Annotated in this window: 13 protein-coding genes; 9 read left to right on the forward strand and 4 right to left on the reverse strand. The window is 69.2% G+C overall.

The genetic code is table 11. The features are described 5' to 3' along the window. Positions 1 to 12 precede the first annotated feature (12 nt). The 4 genes from C8271_RS02705 to C8271_RS02720 form a co-directional block, all read right to left on the reverse strand. On the reverse strand, positions 13 to 2,835 hold the full coding sequence (locus C8271_RS02705; protein WP_106506007.1) for an ABC transporter permease: 2,823 nt from the start codon (positions 2,833 to 2,835) through the stop codon (positions 13 to 15). Continuing rightward, on the reverse strand, positions 2,823 to 3,581 hold the full coding sequence (locus C8271_RS02710) for an ABC transporter ATP-binding protein (protein WP_106506008.1): 759 nt from the start codon (positions 3,579 to 3,581) through the stop codon (positions 2,823 to 2,825). Before C8271_RS02710 ends, C8271_RS02705 begins: the two co-directional genes overlap by 13 nt. Next, positions 3,578 to 4,192: a PadR family transcriptional regulator gene (locus tag C8271_RS02715; RefSeq protein ID WP_106506009.1), complete on the reverse strand. Its 615-nt coding sequence runs from the start codon at positions 4,190 to 4,192 to the stop codon at positions 3,578 to 3,580. Before C8271_RS02715 ends, C8271_RS02710 begins: the two co-directional genes overlap by 4 nt. Positions 4,193 to 4,420: 228 nt before the next feature. Further along, positions 4,421 to 4,996: a vitamin K epoxide reductase family protein gene (locus tag C8271_RS02720; protein ID WP_170957779.1), complete on the reverse strand. Its 576-nt coding sequence runs from the start codon at positions 4,994 to 4,996 to the stop codon at positions 4,421 to 4,423. Positions 4,997 to 5,494: 498 nt separating this feature from the next. Here C8271_RS02720 and C8271_RS02725 point away from each other — a divergent pair, with 498 nt between their 5' ends. The 9 genes from C8271_RS02725 to C8271_RS02765 all read left to right on the forward strand — a co-directional run bounded on the left by C8271_RS02725 (position 5,495) and on the right by C8271_RS02765 (position 16,943). Beyond that, positions 5,495 to 6,547, forward strand: coding sequence for a GNAT family N-acetyltransferase (locus tag C8271_RS02725; protein WP_106506011.1), 1,053 nt, complete (start codon positions 5,495 to 5,497; stop codon positions 6,545 to 6,547). A 108-nt stretch (positions 6,548 to 6,655) separates the two neighbouring features. Further along, on the forward strand, positions 6,656 to 7,066 hold the full coding sequence (locus tag C8271_RS02730) for a DnaJ family domain-containing protein (RefSeq protein ID WP_245920800.1): 411 nt from the start codon (positions 6,656 to 6,658) through the stop codon (positions 7,064 to 7,066). Positions 7,067 to 7,281: 215 nt separating this feature from the next. Next, positions 7,282 to 8,619, forward strand: coding sequence for an SLC5/6 family protein (locus tag C8271_RS02735; RefSeq protein WP_106506012.1), 1,338 nt, complete (start codon positions 7,282 to 7,284; stop codon positions 8,617 to 8,619). Between the two features lie 55 nt (positions 8,620 to 8,674). Then, entirely contained in the window at positions 8,675 to 10,102 is a 1,428-nt protein-coding gene (locus tag C8271_RS02740; RefSeq protein WP_106506013.1) for an L-serine ammonia-lyase, read from the forward strand. A gap of 424 nt (positions 10,103 to 10,526) precedes the next feature. Beyond that, positions 10,527 to 11,546 (forward strand): ABC transporter ATP-binding protein, encoded by a 1,020-nt coding sequence (locus C8271_RS02745; RefSeq protein ID WP_106506014.1) that lies wholly within the window; start codon positions 10,527 to 10,529, stop codon positions 11,544 to 11,546. Beyond that, positions 11,543 to 12,358 (forward strand): ABC transporter permease, encoded by an 816-nt coding sequence (locus tag C8271_RS02750; RefSeq protein ID WP_106506015.1) that lies wholly within the window; start codon positions 11,543 to 11,545, stop codon positions 12,356 to 12,358. Before C8271_RS02745 ends, C8271_RS02750 begins: the two co-directional genes overlap by 4 nt. 158 nt (positions 12,359 to 12,516) lie before the next feature. After that, the gene (locus C8271_RS02755; protein WP_170957780.1) at positions 12,517 to 13,704 is read left to right on the forward strand and encodes a sensor histidine kinase; all 1,188 of its coding nucleotides are present in this window, start codon (positions 12,517 to 12,519) and stop codon (positions 13,702 to 13,704) included. Beyond that, on the forward strand, positions 13,701 to 14,336 hold the full coding sequence (locus tag C8271_RS02760; RefSeq protein WP_106506017.1) for a response regulator transcription factor: 636 nt from the start codon (positions 13,701 to 13,703) through the stop codon (positions 14,334 to 14,336). Before C8271_RS02755 ends, C8271_RS02760 begins: the two co-directional genes overlap by 4 nt. Positions 14,337 to 14,696: 360 nt before the next feature. After that, the gene (locus C8271_RS02765; RefSeq protein ID WP_281260371.1) at positions 14,697 to 16,943 is read left to right on the forward strand and encodes a heavy metal translocating P-type ATPase; all 2,247 of its coding nucleotides are present in this window, start codon (positions 14,697 to 14,699) and stop codon (positions 16,941 to 16,943) included. Positions 16,944 to 16,964: the final 21 nt, after the last annotated feature.

The following is a 16,964-nucleotide window of genomic DNA, read 5'->3' on the forward strand; positions in this document are numbered from 1 at the left end:
GGACCGTGATGCTCACTCTCTGCGGCGCACCGCAAGATCCTCGGGCACCCGCCCCAGCAGGAGCGCCGCCAGGGCCGATAGCGCCAGCATCAGGCCCACGCTCACGGCGACCGCCGCCGGCAGCACCCCTACGGAGTCCGCCGGCCCAAACAGTCCGGTCGCGCGCAGCAGGGCGAGGCCTGCAACTGAGGCCGGCACGCCCACCAGCAGCCCGAGGGGCACCCCGATCATCAGCACCGTCAGCGCCTGCCAGAGCCCGTAGCGACGCACCTGCGCACGGCTCGCACCGATCGCGCTCATGGTGGCCAGATCCGCCTCCGACTCCCGACGCCCGAGGAGCACCGAGAGAACTGTGGCCAGCACCGCCAGCAGGGAGAGCCCCACGAAGCCGAGCTGGGTCAGGCTCGGGGCGCGCCAGTCCTCCGTGAAGCCCAGTGCATCCGGGACGGGCGTCGCGATTGGCCAGACGACCGGGGTGATCGCCGTGATCTCCTGCACCGTGTCCGTCACCTCCGCCGCGCGCAGCGGGTGCACGGGTGTCACGATCTCGCCGATGTACCGCGTGGTGAGGCCCAGCCGCTGAGCCGTCGTCCCGGACATGGCCAGCTGCGGTTCGAATCCACGCAGGAACGTGCCGGACACCGTGCCCGCCGGCGTGGTGGGGGCGCCGGTGTCGGGATCGTGGTCGACAAGCCGTACGGTGCCGTGGTCGTCCACCCGGGTGGCGTCATTGACGATGACGCCGCCGGCGGCGAGCACCTCCGCGGCGTGCTCGGCGCCCGGCAGGTCCGTGGCGCGGATGGCCTCGGGAGTCATCACCACGACCTGGGACGACAGCCAGGTCGGGAAGGTGAAACCGGGCTGGTAGGTCTCGTCCCACGCGACGCACTCCATGGGGGCCGACGGGTCCGTCGCGGCGGTGAAGGACGGCCCCATCTGCTCAGGGCATTCCTTGCCGGGCGCCGGGGCCGCGTCGATCCACCGGGTGGAGAGATCCACCCCGCGCACCGGCTGATGCTCGGTCACCTCACCGCGCGCCTGCAGCTCACGGATCACCGAGCCGATGATCGCCTCGTCGACCGCGTCGCTGACCGGTGTCTCCATGCCGATCAGGAGATGGCCCGGGGTCGCCATCGCCGTGGACTGCGCTGCGATGCTGCGGTGGATGCTCGCTGCGGTCGTGCTCAGCAGGACGAGCGCTGAGGTGCAGGCGATAACGGCCAGCACGGCCGGGAGCGTGCGCAACGAGTGTCGCTGCACGTCCCGGGCCGCCGCCCGCGGCATCGTCCCGAAGGGCAGCCGCGCGAACAGGCGTGCTGGCAGCCCGAGCAGGCCCGGAGCGGCCAGGGCGGTCCCCACGGTCAGAGCGGCCAGGCCCGGCAGCGCGACCGCCGTGAACAGACCCGGCAGCAGCATCGAGAGCACACAGATCGCCGCGCCAAGGATCGCGAGTGCGACCCCGACCCGGGCCAGCCGCAGTCGCCCCTTCTCCGCGCGTGGTGCTGCGCTCGGTCGGTCCGCCAGGGCCTGCACGACATCGAGCCGGGCTGCGCGACGCGCCGGCGCTGCCGCAGTCAGGAGGCCGAGCAGCATGGACAGGACGACCAGAAGGGGCGGAGCCCACCAGGAAATCGGGCCGAGGCTATCCACGATGGCCAGTTCGGTAGCGCGCAGCGCGGCGACAGTGCCCACACCGAGCATGCAGCCGGCCACGGCGCCGACCACGCCGAGGAGCGCCCCCTGCAGCAGCTGGATGGCGGCGGCTTCCCGGGGTCGGGCACCGACAGCGATGGCGAGGCCCAGGGTGCGGCGCTGGCGCTCGGCGCCCACAGCCAGGGCCGGGGTGACCAGTGCTGCCAGCAGGGCGAGCATGCCCAGGGCACAGGCGATCACCAGGGCGATCTGTGCCAGCATGCGCTTGATGTCCACCGGCACCGGGTACAGCGCGGAGCCGTCCGGATAGTGCGTGAGCACATCACGCGAGATCGCGCCGACGCCGGACCGGTTGAGCTCCTTGATCTGGTCCCAGCGCACCGGGTCGGCACCGGTGGCCACGAAGTGGCGGTCGATGCCCGCCTGGTCATCCCGGATCATCGGCGCGATCCACGTCGGCAGCGCCCATGCCTGGGCGCTCGTCCCGTCGACGATCCCGCTGACGCGGTAGCCGCGCGCGGAGTTCTGGACGACGTTGCTGACGCGCCCGTCGGTCGACATCCAGCCGGTGTCAGGCGGGGCGAGGAGCTGGACCGTGTCCTCTACGTGGACCCCCAGGACGCGGGCGGCCTCGCGGGTGAGGACGACGTCCGCCTCCGTTGCTGGCGCGGTGCCCTCGAGCAGCGATGGCATCAGCATCGCCAGGGTCTGGGCATCAGCCTCGTGCAGCTGGAGCCGACTCAGCTCGCGGGCATCGATGTCGCCCACGAGCGTCGCGGCCTCGGCGGGGACCTGCTGGCCGGCCGGGATGGTCAGTTCCGTGGTGGCGATCAGCTCCGGGGAGTTCCACCATTCGTGCAGCGTGAGGCCCGCATTGAGGTGCTGTGCGATGGCCTCGGGCGTGGCTGGCACCGCCTCAGGATCGCGGGGGATCGGTGGCAGCTGTTCGGGCAACTGGATGATCGGGCCGCCCACGGTGGTCGCGGTGACGACGGCCTGGGCGCCCTCCGGCACGGTCGCGAGCGCTTCTTCGCGTGAGGAGACGGCGGGGGAGAGCGTGCTGATCTGCAGCAGCACAGCCGCGATCGGCACGGCGATGACCGCGAGCATGAGCATGGTGCGTCCGCGGTGGGTCAGGGCATCGCGCAGGGCGAGCCGGCACAGCGGCCTCAGGCGCCCCACGGCAGCATCTCCCCTCCCGTGGTGCCGACGACGCGGCCGTCCTGCAGCTGCACGATGCGGTCGGCCCAGGCGGCCAGCCGCGCCTCGTGGGTGACCATCACGACGGCCAGCCCGTCGTCGGCCGCGCGGCGCAGCGTGGTGACCACGTCGCGGGCGGTCGCGGAGTCGAGGGCACCGGTGGGTTCGTCGGCCAGCAGCAGGCGGCGCTCCCCGACAAGAGCGCGAGCGATCGCGACGCGCTGGGCCTGGCCGCCGGAGAGCTCGTTGGGTCGACGATCAGCGAGCTCGGCGATGTCGACCCGCTCGAGCGCCGCGAGGGCCTCCTGTCGGGCGCGTCGGGCTGGGATGCCGGCCAGCTCCCGTGGGAAGGCAACATTCTCCGCGGCCGTGAGCGCGGGAAGCAGGTTCAGATCCTGGAAGACGTAGCCGATCGTGTCGCGGCGCAGAGCGGCGCGCGCCGCCGGACGCAGGGCCTCCAGGGGTGTGCCGCCGATCAGCACCTGCCCGGAGGTCGGCTCGGCGAGGCCGCCTGCCAGATGCAGCAGCGTCGACTTGCCGGACCCGGAGGCGCCCATGATCGCGACGAACTCCCCGACGGCGACCTCGAGGTCGACACCGTCCAGCGCGCGGACCTGCCGGGCGCCGTCACCGTGGACGCGCACCGCGGCGCGCAGCTCGAGCAGTGGCGGGCCGACTGGGACGGAGGGACCCGCGGGGCGCGGTGCGGTCTCGGCGACGGGGCTCATCGTCGGCTCCGCAGCGGAGTCGAGGCGGTCGATCGGGTCACGGCGGACGGCTTCAGAGGTGCGGCGTTGAGCCGTGGCGCCGCGCGGTGGCGTGCGGCGACGCGATCGAGCGTGCCCTCGATGTCGTCCAGCCAGCGTAGCTCGGCCTCCAGGGAGAACAGGTGATGCTCCAGGACGAGCAGCGCGGAGAGATCCTCCTCGCCGAGGTGCCGCCGGGCACGGGTCACGTCCTGCAGCGCAGAGAGGGTCGCGGTGCGCTGCTCCTGCACGACCGCGGCGACGTCCACGCTGGGCACGGTGACTGCGAGGGCGAGCTTCATCACCAGCTCTTGGCGGTCCGGCTGTGTGCGGTCAACGGCGGCGGCCCACCAATCGGTCAGATCGGTGCGGCCCTGATCGGTGAGGCTCCACAGGCCGGCGGTGGACTCGCCCCCCTCCTCGGGACTGCGCACCACGAGACCGTCGCGCTCCAGACGCGTAAGGGTGGTGGAGGCCTGGCCGATGTTCAGTGGGCGGACGTGGCCGGTGACCTCGTCAAAGTCCTTGCGCAGCTGATAGGTGGTGGAGGGCCCTGCGCTGAGCAGGGCCAGGAGCGCGTGGTGGATCGACATCCGACGGCCTCCGTGTGATGGTTACCGAGTAAGGGGTTGCACAGTAACCATAAGCGTGCGGCGATGTCCAGAGCTGATGTTCAGGGGCCGGGCCGCGGTCGCGGCGGGCGGGACGGGGCCCGCGGGCCCCGTGGCGGGGATCGTCCGGCCGACCACGGCTCAGGCATCCCGCAGGGCGGTCAACGGCTCGACCCCGTCGGCAAGATCAAGCAGCCCTTGCGGCGCAGGTCACACCCAGCCCCACCAGATGAGGAAGCGCATCCCGAACTTCCAGGCGATCATGCCGATGATCGCGGCGTACCACAGCACGGTCAGCAGCACCGCCGTGCGGGGCCGCCAGCCGAAACGGTTCGCGAGCGAGGCGAAGAGCATCGGGCCTGTCATCGACCAGATCACCATGCACCACGGGCACAGCGCGTCCAGCACGAAGAAGATCGTGTACTGGAACAGCGTCACCATCGCGAAGCCGACGCCCATACCGATCAGCTGACCCCAGCGGATCCACTCCGGGATGCGGGTGCCGGAGGCATAGAACACGCCCACGGCCAGCATGGCCGCGAAGGCGACGAGCCCGGTGAACGGATTGGGCACGCCCAGCAGATGCCCTTGCCAGGTGACCATCGTCTGGCCGCAGGAGATGAACGGGGAAGCGCTGCAGGACAGATCCTCCGCCTTCGTGCCAGCCGCGCGAGCGAGCGTGGCGAACATCAGCTCGGCGGAGGCAATGACGCCCACCAGGGAGCCGACGGCGAGGATGATGCCCAAGGTGCGCTGGGACAGGGCGCTGCGGGAAGAGGTACTCACGGGGATGAGTGAACACCGTTGGGCTGGACGGTGCCAAGACGCGAGGTCCCGTGACGGCAAAACGGCTCGCGCACGCCGCATCCTCGCGCTCCATAGGCAGGCATGAGCCTCACCATCCATCCGCCGGATTCGCCTCCGACGCTGCGCTCGACGGTGCCTTATCTCTATGGAGAACGCGTGCTCGAGGGCGCTATCGCCAGTAATAGCGAGATCACCTGGAACTCCGCCACCAAACCGTGGATGATCGCCATCACCGAGCGGGGCGGTGAGGGACCTTCTTTCGCTCCCCGGTCTACTCGGGGTCGACCTCCTGCTGGGGCCTATCCCGGAGAGAATCGGTACTGGAGCGTGGCGTCAACGCTGTAGACGGCGGTCGCACCACGCTCCAGTACCGAACTCGTCACGCCGCGCGACGATCGTCGACGGAGCACGCATGCCGCCCCACGCCATGAGAAAAAACGTCGCGCACAGCAGAGCGCATGTGGTCCACTGCTCCGCGTGAACATCACCATCCGCCCCCTGGACGCCAACGCCTCCGATGCCGTCATCGAGCAGCTGCTGAGCTTCAACGTCGCCAGCGACCTCGAGCTGTACGGCGCCTGTGAACAGTACACAGTCGCCCAGCGCCGCGCCGCCCTCACCGACACCGCGTACTTCCACCGCCAGCGCTGGATCGCCGTCACCGAGCCGATCGAAGGAGGCGAGGCGATCATCGGCATAGCAGCCGTCACGCTCCCGCAGAAAGAGAATCTCGAGCAGGCGTTCGTCGGGCTGGACGTCCACCCCGCCTACCGTGGTCAGGGCGTCGCCACACAGCTCATCGAGGAGGCCGTGCGGCCTGCGCTCGAAGCATCCGGACGCCGCACCGTGACGATGTTCGGCAACGTTCCCGCCGACGGCGAGGCCTCCGACCCCTCGTTCGCATGGAACCGCGTGGCACAGCGGCTGGGGGCGAGCATCAAGAATGTGGCGATCGAGCGTCTGCTTGCTCTGCCTGTTCCCGGCGACCGGCTGGATCGCCTCGAAGTGCACGCACAGGAGAAGCTCGGCCCGTATCGCTTCGAGCTGTGGGACGACGAGATCCCCGAAGAACACGTCGCGGCCTACGGCATGCTGCTGCGGCAGCTTGATCTCGACGACCCCGACGGTGACGCCGAGCTCGAAGCCGGCGAGTACTCCCCGGAACGGGTCCGGTCCCTCGTTGCCACCCAGCGTGAACGGGGCATGCGCACGCTGGTCGCCGTCGCGATCGCCCCCGATGGTCAGATCGTCGGCAACAGCGAGATCAGGTGGAGCACCGGGGACGGCGCCACTCTCGCCTGGCAGGAGAACACCCTGGTGATGCCCGAGCATCGCGGCCACCGGCTGGGCCTCGCCATGAAGGTGCTCACTCACCGTCGGATCAGCGAGCTGGCTCCCGACCTACGGGTGCTGGTCACCTGCAACGCGGCGGAGAACCCCTGGATGATCAGTGTGAACGAACAGCTCGGGTACGAGATCGCCTTCCGGGAGAACGTGTATCAGGGGCCGATCGTCGCCGCGGCACCCTGATCCTTTCGGGGTACGGGTTCCCGGCCCTCCGCTCACGCACGCTCGACGGCGACCGCGCCGTCAGGCAGTGCGACGCCCCATCGTGCACGGTGGGTGCACCATGGAGGCATGGCTCGCGATGAGGACTGGATCCCGCCGCCGGTGATGCGCAGCGCCGCCGACGAGGCGATCGATGCTGCGATCGCGCGCGGCGACTTCGACGACCTCGCGCTCGCCGGCAAACCGCTGAGTCTCCCTGCACAGGACGACCCGGATTGGTGGATCCGACAGCGGATCGAGGATGGTGACATTGATCGCAATGCGCTGCTGCCGGCAGTCGTCCTGTTGCGCCGTGAAGCGGACGATCTCGACACCACTCTCGCCGCGCTCGACAGCGAGCAGGCCGTGCGTGACTATGCCGAGGACTACACCTCACGCGTTCTTCGTGATCGTGTCGAGAACCCGCTGACCAGGATGTTTGCGCCGACCCTGGATGCCGACATCGCCGTTGAACGGTGGCGCACGGTGCGCCAGCAGTGAACGCCGTATGCCGCTGACGTCACCGGTACCGGCTGACACGGCGTCATCTCCATCCGGGGTGCCGGACACCGATTGAGAAAGTGTCAGCTTCGTGGACGAAGGGCCCGGCGCACGTCGGCTTTCTTGCGTAGGTTACGACACGTGCCCGGGCACGCCGTCCGGGCGTCCGCACGGGACCGGGTTTTCCCGCCAGTACGACCGCAAGGACGACGACGATGTCATCAAGCACAGATGCACACAACGAAGCAGTGGCGCGCGCCGCGCAGAAAGCGGCCGCGGACAATGACCGCATGCCGACCGGTGAGATCACCGACCCGAAAGCCGCCAAGAAGTTCGACTTCTCCTGGGCGATCAGCCTCTTCGGCACCGCCGTCGGGGCCGGCATCCTGTTCCTGCCGATCAACGCCGGCGTCGGAGGCCCCTGGCCGCTGATCATCGTGACGCTGTTGATCGGCCCCATGACCTACCTCTCGCACCGTGCACTTGCCCGCTTCGTGTGCAAGTCCCCCCGCAAGGGTGAGGACATCACCGTCGTGGCCGCCGACTACTTCGGCAGTGGCGTGGGCAAGGCCGTGACGCTCCTCTACTTCGCTGCGATCTACCCGATCGTTCTGATCTACGGAGTCGGCATCACCAACACGGTCGACTCCCTGATCGTCAACCAGCTGGGCGGCCCGCAGATCCCGCGCGCGCTCCTCTCCTTCGTGCTGATCGGCCTGCTCATGACGGTCATGATCTTCGGTGAGAAGCTCATGCTCACCGTGTCGAACCTGATGGTCTATCCGCTGATCATCATCCTGTTCGTGCTCTCGCTCTACCTGATCCCCTCCTGGGACTTCTCCGGCTTCCATCAGATGCCGAACATCGGCTCGCTGCTGATGACGATCTTCCTGGTGATCCCGGTGCTCGTGTTCGCCTTCAACCACTCTCCCGCCATCTCCCAGTTCTCCCTGGCGATGCAACGTGCGCACGGTGAGAAGGCCGCCGACAACGCGTCGTGGGCCCTCAAGCGCACCGCCACCATCCTGGTCGTCTTCACGATGCTGTTCGTGTGGTCGTGCTCGCTCGCGCTCGGTCCCGAAGGCCTCCAGGCCGCTCGCGAGTCGAACCTGCCGGTGCTGTCCTACCTGGCGAACGTCCGTGACGAAGCGTTCATCTCCTACATGGGTCCGTTCATCGCGATTCTCGCGATCGGCACGTCCTTCTTCGGCCACTACCTCGGCGCAGCCGAAGGCGCCGCCGGCATCGTTCGCGCCGTGGCGCCGCAGGCCGGCAAGAAGACCGTCTCCCTCGTGGTGGCTGTCTTCATCTTCATCACCACCTGGATCGCCGCGATCATCAACCCCTCCATCCTGGGGCTGATCGAGACCCTCGGTGGCCCGGTCATCGCCGCGATCCTGTACATCATGCCGATGATCGCGATCTACAAGGTCCCGGCACTCGCTCCGTACCGCAAGCAGGCATCGAACATCTTCGTGATCATTGCCGGGCTCGTGGCCATCTCCGGCATCCTGTACGGCGTTGGCAACATGATCCTGGACGCCCTCAGCTGAGACCCCTGATCGGTGGGGAGCGTCCGCGCTCCCCACCGCCTCGGAAGGAGATCCCATGACTGTCAGCATTTTCGACCTGTTCAGTATCGGAGTCGGCCCCTCGTCGTCCCACACCGTGGGACCGATGGAAGCGGGAGCTGACTTCGCTGAGGCTCTTCGCGACAAGGGCCTGCTGGAGAAGACCACCGGCCTTGGCGTCGACCTGTTCGGGTCGCTCGCCGCCACCGGCCAAGGCCACGGCACCTTCGGCGCCGTGCTGCTGGGGCTGGATGGCCACCGTCCGCGCTCGATCCGCCCGGACACCGTCGAGTCCCGTCTCGCGGAGATCGCCGACGGCTCGCCGCTGCGGCTCGGCGGAGACGGCCCGGAGATCCGCTTCGGCATCGACGACCTGACCCTGCGTCCGCTTACCTTCCTGCCGCGCCACTCCAACGCCATGACGTTCCGGGCTCTGGACGCCGACGGGGCTGTTCTGTACGAACGCACGTCCTATTCGATCGGCGGCGGTTTCGTCGTTCACGACGAGGATCCCACCGGCGAGAACGCGGACACGCCCGCCGGAGCGGAACTGCCGACCGTTCCGGACGACGCCCCCCAGATCCCGTACCCGTTCCACACGGGTGAAGAGCTGCTGGAACACTGCCACCGCGAAGGCCTGTCGATCGCCGAGATCGCCCTGGCCAACGAGTCCGCGCTCCGACCCCGCGATGAGGTCATCGCCGGCGTGCTCGAGCTGTGGGACGTCATGGAGGAGTGCAAGAACAACTCGCTGACCCGCACCGGGACACTGCCCGGCGGTCTGAACACTCGCCGACGCGCCCCGGCCTGGCACAAGCGCCTGTCAGCGGCCGACCCGGACTTCGACTACCAGTACTGGATCGAGTGGGTGAACCTCGTAGCTTTGGCTGTCAACGAGGAGAACGCCACCGGCGGGCGGATCGTCACCGCGCCCACCAACGGCGCGGCCGGCATCATCCCCGCGGCGATCTTCTACGCCAACCACTACACTCCGCGGGCTCGCGAAGGCGGGCGTGAAGCGCGCCCAGGCATCGTGATCGACTTCCTGCTGGCCGCTTCGGCGATCGGCTCCTGCATCAAGGAGCAGGCGTCGATCTCCGGCGCCGAGGTCGGCTGCCAGGGCGAGGTCGGCTCTGCCGCAGCCATGGCCGCGGCAGGCATCGCGCAGGTCCTGGGCGGCACTGCCCAGCAGGTCTCCAACGCGGCCGAGATCGCGATGGAGCACCATCTGGGACTCACATGCGATCCCGTCGGTGGCCTGGTCCAGGTGCCCTGCATCGAGCGCAATGCGATCGCTGCGGGCACTGCCGTCAACGCCGCGCGCATGGCCCTGTTCGAGGATTCCAAAGCCGCAGTGTCCCTGGACGTCGTCATCAAGACGATGAAGGACACGGGCGACGACATGTCCACCAAGTACAAGGAGACGGCACTCGGCGGTCTTGCCGTGAACGTCGTCGCCTGCTGACCCCGCGAGCCGAGTCCCGGCTCGCAAACCGGCGCCCCGCCCCGATATCTGGATCGGGAGCGGGGCGCCGCTGTGCCTGCGCGCTGGGGTGCGGCCGAGGCTCGCTCACGCGGAGCACGCCGCCACCTCTCGACCTCGCGCGCGCCGCGGTGCGGCCCCGTCCCCTCGCGCGCCGCGGTGCGGCCCCGCCCGCTCGCGCTGTGGCGCCAGCCTGCCCTTGCGCGCGGCAGCGCCGCTCCGCCCGCTCGCGCCGCAGCGCCGCGAGTGGTGGGGAGAATCGGTACTGGAGCGTGCTGCCACCCCGTCCTCGCGCCACCGCACCACGCTCCAGTACCGTTTTTCTCCGGGCCGCATGACAGCTGTCACGGTCGACTCATGACCAGAGAGGATGGGCCGGCAGGACTGTGCTGACCAGCATGGAGACATGCACGACACGACCCGGCCCATCCGCCCCACCGGCTCCCCGGCTGGGGCAGCCCCTCACGCCTCCGAGTCGGCCTGCGCCGTCGAGCTGCGCGGAGTCACCAAACGCTTCGGCTCTCAGAGGGCCGTCGACGACCTCACCCTGAGCATTCCCCGTGGCCAGGTCCTGGCCCTCCTCGGCCCCAATGGCGCTGGCAAATCCACCACCACCGAGATGATCCTGGGCCTGCAGCAGCCAGATGCCGGCAGTGTCACGGTTCTCGGGCGCGCACCCCACGAGGCCTGCCACGACGGTCTGGTCGGCGCGATGCTCCAGTCCGGCGCCCTGCTGGACGAGGTCACGGTCGCCACCATGCTGCGCCTGGTCGCGGGGGTGTGCGCGCACCCGCTGCCGCTCAGCGACGTCGTCGAGATCGCAGACATCGATTCCCTGTTGCGCAAGAGCACCTCGAAGCTCTCCGGTGGTGAGGCGCAGCGCGTCCGCTTCGCGCTGGCCCTGCTGCCCGACCCGGACGTGATCCTGCTGGATGAGCCCACCGTCGCCATGGACGTCGAGACCCGTCGGCGCTTCTGGGAGCGGATGCGGCATGTTGCCTCCGCCGGTCGCACGATCGTTTTCGCCACCCACTACCTCGAGGAGGCCGACGAACAGGCCGACCGTGTCGTCGTCATCGACCGCGGCCGCCTCGTGGCCGACGGCACCGGAGCCCAGATCAAGGACCGCATCGGTGGACGCACCATCTGCGCTGCGCTCACCGCTGTCCACGGTGAGCGACCGGATCCCACCCAGCTCGCCGCCCGCCTCGCTGACCTCCCCGGCGTCAGCTCGGCAGCCGCGGTGGGCGAGGACCGGATCCGCCTGGCCTGCTCTGACTCCGACCAGGTGCTGCGCGCCCTGTACGCCCCGGGCGGCGCTGCTGCCGACGGGCTGCTGGCCGATCTCACCGTGGCCAGCCCGAGCCTCGAGGATGCCTTCGTGCAGCTCACCTCCCACCACGACGACCTGCAGGAGCAGTCATGACCACCGCCGCATTCGCCCCGGACAGCACGCGCACGGAACGCCCCACCGCAGTTGCCTCTGCCGCTACACGCACGGCACGCTACGCTTGGGCGACGACCTGCTCGACCTTCCTGAACATTTCCTTCCTCTTCTTCACCATCGCTCTGCCTGTGATCATGCTGGTGATGGTGACCGGAATCTTCGGCTCCTCCGTACCCGATGAGGCCCGCCCTGCGATGGTCAGCGTCACGATGATGAACATGGCCGCCTACGGCGGGCTCACCGCGGCGATCAACGCCGGCACCATGATCCAGCTGGAGCGCGCGAACGGCTGGCTGCGCCAGCTGATGGTGGCCGGTATGACCCCGGGCACCTTCGTGATCGGCAAGCTCGTCGCCGCCATGGCTGTTGCACTCCCGGTGATCCTGGCCGTTATCGCCGTCGGCCTCATCATGGGTGCCCGGGAAGACGCCCTCCGACTGCTCGCAGCGATCCTCCTGCTCTGGGTGATGCTCCCGCCGATGGTGCTACTGGGCCTTGTGCTGGGGCTCAGCGTGAGGCCGAGCGCCGTTGCCGCGGTGTCCACCATCGCCATGATGCTGCTCGCCGTGGCCGGTGGCCTGTGGTTCCCGACGGAATTCTTCCCGGACTGGCTGAAGCAGGTCTCGTACCTCACCCCCACGCACTGGCTCGGTGCACTCCCGTACAGCGTGCTCAGCGGTGGTGACCTCCCGATGCGTGGCATCGTGACGGTGCTCGCGTGGACGCTGGCGCTGGGCATTGCCTGCGCGCTGCTTCTGCGGCGTGGCGCCCGCACCACCAACCGGCGCTGACTGGACCCGGGCCGGGAGATCCGCTTCTCTGCGCGGACGCATCGTCACGGTGACGCGCTGACTCGTCCCGGCTCGGGACATTCGACTGAGAGGATGAGGCTGTGGAGACTGCCGCAACACCCGCGATGCCCGGGCCTCATCGCACAGACCCTGTGCCGATGGCCCCGGAGACAGTGCGTCCGCTCAGCCTCCGCACCCTGCACCGGGCGGCCCGCGAGTCCGGCGGTCTGCTGTACACCATCCCGTCGCTGGTGTTCATGGCCTTCGCCATCGTGCCGGCCTGGCGCAGCGGATCGGTGGTCGTCGGTGTTTCAGTCACCGCGCTGTGCGCCGTCTACAGCGTGCTGTACGTCTACAGCGTGGCCATGCCCGCCTATCCGCGCCGCGTGGGTGTGGCCTGGCTGATCGCATCCTGGCTGGTGCTCGCCCTGGCGATGATCCCGCTGGGGACGGACGTCGGCTTCTTCGTGATCTACGCGATGATTCTGCACGTGATCGTGCTGCGCGGACGGGCAGGGCTCGCCGCGCTCGGTGTGATCGCCGTGCTGGCCGCTCTCCTCGCCGTGGCCGCCTCGAGCGGCACCATGGTGATGCTGACGGTGATGGGTCTCGCGACTAGTGTGGGCATCCAGCAGGGAATCGAGCGAGAGCGTGCCCAGGAGGCGCTCGCCGAGGTGCAGGAGCGCAACGCGGTGCTCGCCGTGGCTGCCGAGCGTGAGCGGATCAGCCGGGACCTCCACGACATCCTGGGGCACTCCTTGACCACGATCACCGTGTCCGCGCAGCTCGGCCGCCGTCTCGTGGCCGCCGATCCCGAGCTCGCCGCCGAGCATCTCACCGAGATCGAGCGGATCGCCCGCCAGTCCCTCGCTGATGTGCGCGCCACCGTCGCGGGCATGCAGGAGGTGCGGATCGCGACCGAGATCGCGTCCGCGCGCAGTGTCCTCGCGGCTGCCGGTGTCACCGCCGAACTGCCGACCGCCGTGCCGACGATCACGGATGAGCACGCCGAACTGTTCGGCTATGTGGTGCGGGAGGGCGTCACCAATGTGGTGCGGCATGCGAATGCGACGCGTTGCGAGATCCGCCTCGATGAACACAGCGTGAGCGTGACCGACGATGGCCAGGGGCTTCAGGCAGGTGCCCTGGGCAATGGCCTGATCGGGCTGCGTCACCGTGTCGAGTCTGCAGGGGGACGCTTCGTTTTCTCGAGCAGCGCCGACGGCACCACCGTCGGCGCGACGATCCCCGACACGCGTCCGGCCATACGATCGGCAGCAGGTCCGGTCGCGAACCACGCCATGAGCAGTGCCGCAGGGCCCACGTCGCAGGAGGAGCAGCCGTGATCACCGTCGCCCTCGCCGATGACCAGCAACTGCTGCGACGCGGATTGGTGGCGCTGCTCGCTCAGGAACGGGACCTCCAGGTTGTGGGGGAGGCCGCCACCTGCGCTGAGACCCTTGAGCTGGTCGAGCGCCACGCCCCGGATGTGCTCCTGTTGGACGTGCAGATGCCCGCCGGTATCCGGGCCGACGGTCGTGAAGGACCCGCCGACGGCATCGCCATCGCTCAGGAACTGCATGAGACTTGCGTGGGGACCCGCGTGATCGTGCTGACCACCTTCGGGCGCGCCGGTTACCTGCGCCGCACCATGGACGCCAGGGCCGCTGGCTTCATGACCAAGGACGCACCGATCGAGCAGATCGTCGATGCCGTGCGTCGTGTGCACGCCGGCCTGCGGGTGCTCGACCCGCAGCTCGCCGCGCAGTCCCTGGCTAGCGGCCCGAATCCGCTGAGCCGGAAGGAGATCGAGGTGCTGCGTGCCGCCTCCCACGGCGGCACCTCGGAAGACATCGCCGCGCGGGTGTTCCTCTCCACCGGCACTGTGCGTAACCACATCTCCAGCGCCATCGGGAAGCTCGGCGTGACCACTCGCGCGCAGGCTGTGCGGGCCGCCACCGACAACGGCTGGCTGTGACGCCGGTGCTGACGCTCCCAGCCCTGCTGCGCGCCGCCGACGACCCGCAGTGACCGCCGACGGCGGCTCGACGGTGGTGATCCGCGCGCCCTCCGCCACCCCTTCCGTACATACCCCTTGGGGGTATAACCTTGTGCTGAAGGAGGCCCCGTGACTCGTTCCCCCAACGCTCCCACCGAGCTGAAGGCCCGCTCCATCGTGTCTAGCCCGGCTGATGCATCCGCTCCAGCTGCGTCTCGCAACCCGACCAGAACACCCGCAGCAACCGTGGTATCCGGCCTCGACGGCATAGCCGGCGCAGCCCGACAGTCGAGGCAGGCCGACCAGACCGGCTCATCCGACACGGCGTCACTCACCCCGATCGAGCTCGAGATCAGCGGCATGACCTGCGCCAGCTGCGCGGCGCGCATCGAGAAGAAGCTGAACAAGGTCGAGGGCGTGAGTGCCGCGGTCAACTACGCCACCGAGATAGCAACCGCTCAGGTCCCCGCGGGCGTCACCGCGGATGACCTCATCGCGGTCGTGGAGAAGACGGGCTACGGCGCCCGCGTACCGGCCCCGCCGCAACCGCACGCCGCCCCGTCGGCCAGCAGCGAGCGCACCGAACATGCCGAGGATCCTGAACTGCGCGACCTGCGCCACCGCGTGATCGGCGCGACGATCCTCACCCTGCCGGTGATCGCCATGGCCATGATCCCGGCGCTGCAGTTCGACCACTGGGGCTTCGCCTCACTCACCCTCGCCGCCCCCGTGATCGTCTGGGCAGGGTGGCCGTTCCACCGTGCCACTGCCATCAACGCGCGCCACGGCGCCGTCACCATGGACACGCTCATCACCATGGGCACGGGCGCCGCCTTCCTATGGTCACTGGTGGCGCTGTTCATCGGCACTGCTGGCGAGGCCGGGGTGCGCCACAGCTTCCACCTCACCCTCACCCATGGCGACCCGCTCGAGTACATCTACCTCGAGGTCGCTGCCGGTGTGATCACCTTTGTGCTGCTGGGACGCTACTTTGAGAAACGCGCGAAGCGGGACTCCGGCGCGGCCCTGCGTGCCCTGCTCGACCTCGGTGCCCAGCAGGTCACCGTGCTCGAGGATGGCGTCGAACGCACCGTCCCCATCGGTGAGCTCCGTGCGGGCCAGCGTTTCGTTGTCCGCCCCGGGGAGAAGATCGCCACCGACGGGCGGATCATCTCGGGCCGCTCATCGGTGGATGCCTCGATGCTCACCGGCGAGTCCGTGCCCGTGGATGTGGCCGACGGTGATGACGTCACCGGCGCCACCGTCAACGTTTCCGGCCGCCTCGTCGTGGAGGCCACCGGTGTTGGTGAAGACACGCGCCTGGCGCAGATGGCGCAGATGGTGCAGGACGCGCAATCGGGTAAAGCGGAGGTGCAGCGCCTGGCCGACCGGGTCAGCGCGGTGTTCGTGCCGATCGTCATACTCATCGCTCTGGGCACCGTCATCGGCTGGGTCATCGCCGGAGCAGGCTGGGGTTATGCCGCCTCTGCCGGTGTGGCTGTGCTCGTGATCGCCTGCCCCTGCGCCCTCGGCCTCGCCACCCCCACTGCGCTGCTCGTCGGCACTGGCCGCGGCGCGGGCATGGGTGTGCTCATCAAGGGCCCCGAAGCGCTGGAGTCCACGAAGAAGGTCGACACGATCGTGCTCGACAAGACCGGCACCATCACCACGGGCGTCATGACACTGCAGGATGTGCAGGCGGCGGCCGACACCTCGACGCGGGAGCTGCTGGCCCGCGCCGGCGCCGTCGAATCCGCCAGCGAGCATCCGATCGCCGTCGCCATCGCGAGCGGAGCCCGTGAGCAGGTGGGTGACCTGCCCGAGGTGACCGGCTTCGAGAACCTGGCCGGCTCCGGTGTGCGCGGCACTGTCGACGGCCACGATGTGCTCCTGGGCCGTGAGAGCCTGCTGTGGGAGCGCGGCATCCACGTGCCGGCCGAGGTCACCGCTGCGCGCGAACAGGCCGAGCGGGCTGGACGAACTGCCGTGCTCGTCGCCTGGGGCGGGCACGCCCGCGGCGTGCTCGCTGTCGCGGACACTGTGCGCCCCGACGCTGCCGACGCGATCACCCGCCTCACAGACCTCGGGCTCACCCCCGTGCTGCTCACCGGTGACAACGAGACCGTTGCCCGCCAGGTGGCCGCCGAGGTGGGCATCGATCAGGTGATCGCCGGTGTGCTGCCGCACCAGAAAGTCGAGGCGATCCAGCGTCTGCGCAGCGATAAACACGCGGTGGCGATGGTGGGCGACGGCATCAACGATGGCCCCGCCCTTGCGGAGGCAGACCTGGGCATCGCCATGGGATCCGGCACGCATGTCGCCATGGAGGCCGCCGACATCACCCTCGTCCGCACGGACCTGCTCGCCGTGGTCGACGCGATCCGCCTCTCCCGCCGCACCCTGCGCACCATCACGGGAAACCTGTTCTGGGCCTTCGCCTACAACACCGCCGCGGTCCCCGTGGCGGCACTGGGCCTGCTGAACCCCATGCTCGCCGGTGCCGCCATGGCGTTCTCGAGCGTGTTCGTGGTGACGAACTCTCTGCGGCTGCGCAGTATCAGGTCCGTTGGGCAGGCGGCCCGCTGAGCCGTGAACCGTCGGTCCTAC

Source organism: Brachybacterium timonense, assembly GCF_900258505.1.
Taxonomy (GTDB): Bacteria; Actinomycetota; Actinomycetes; order Actinomycetales; family Dermabacteraceae; genus Brachybacterium; species Brachybacterium timonense.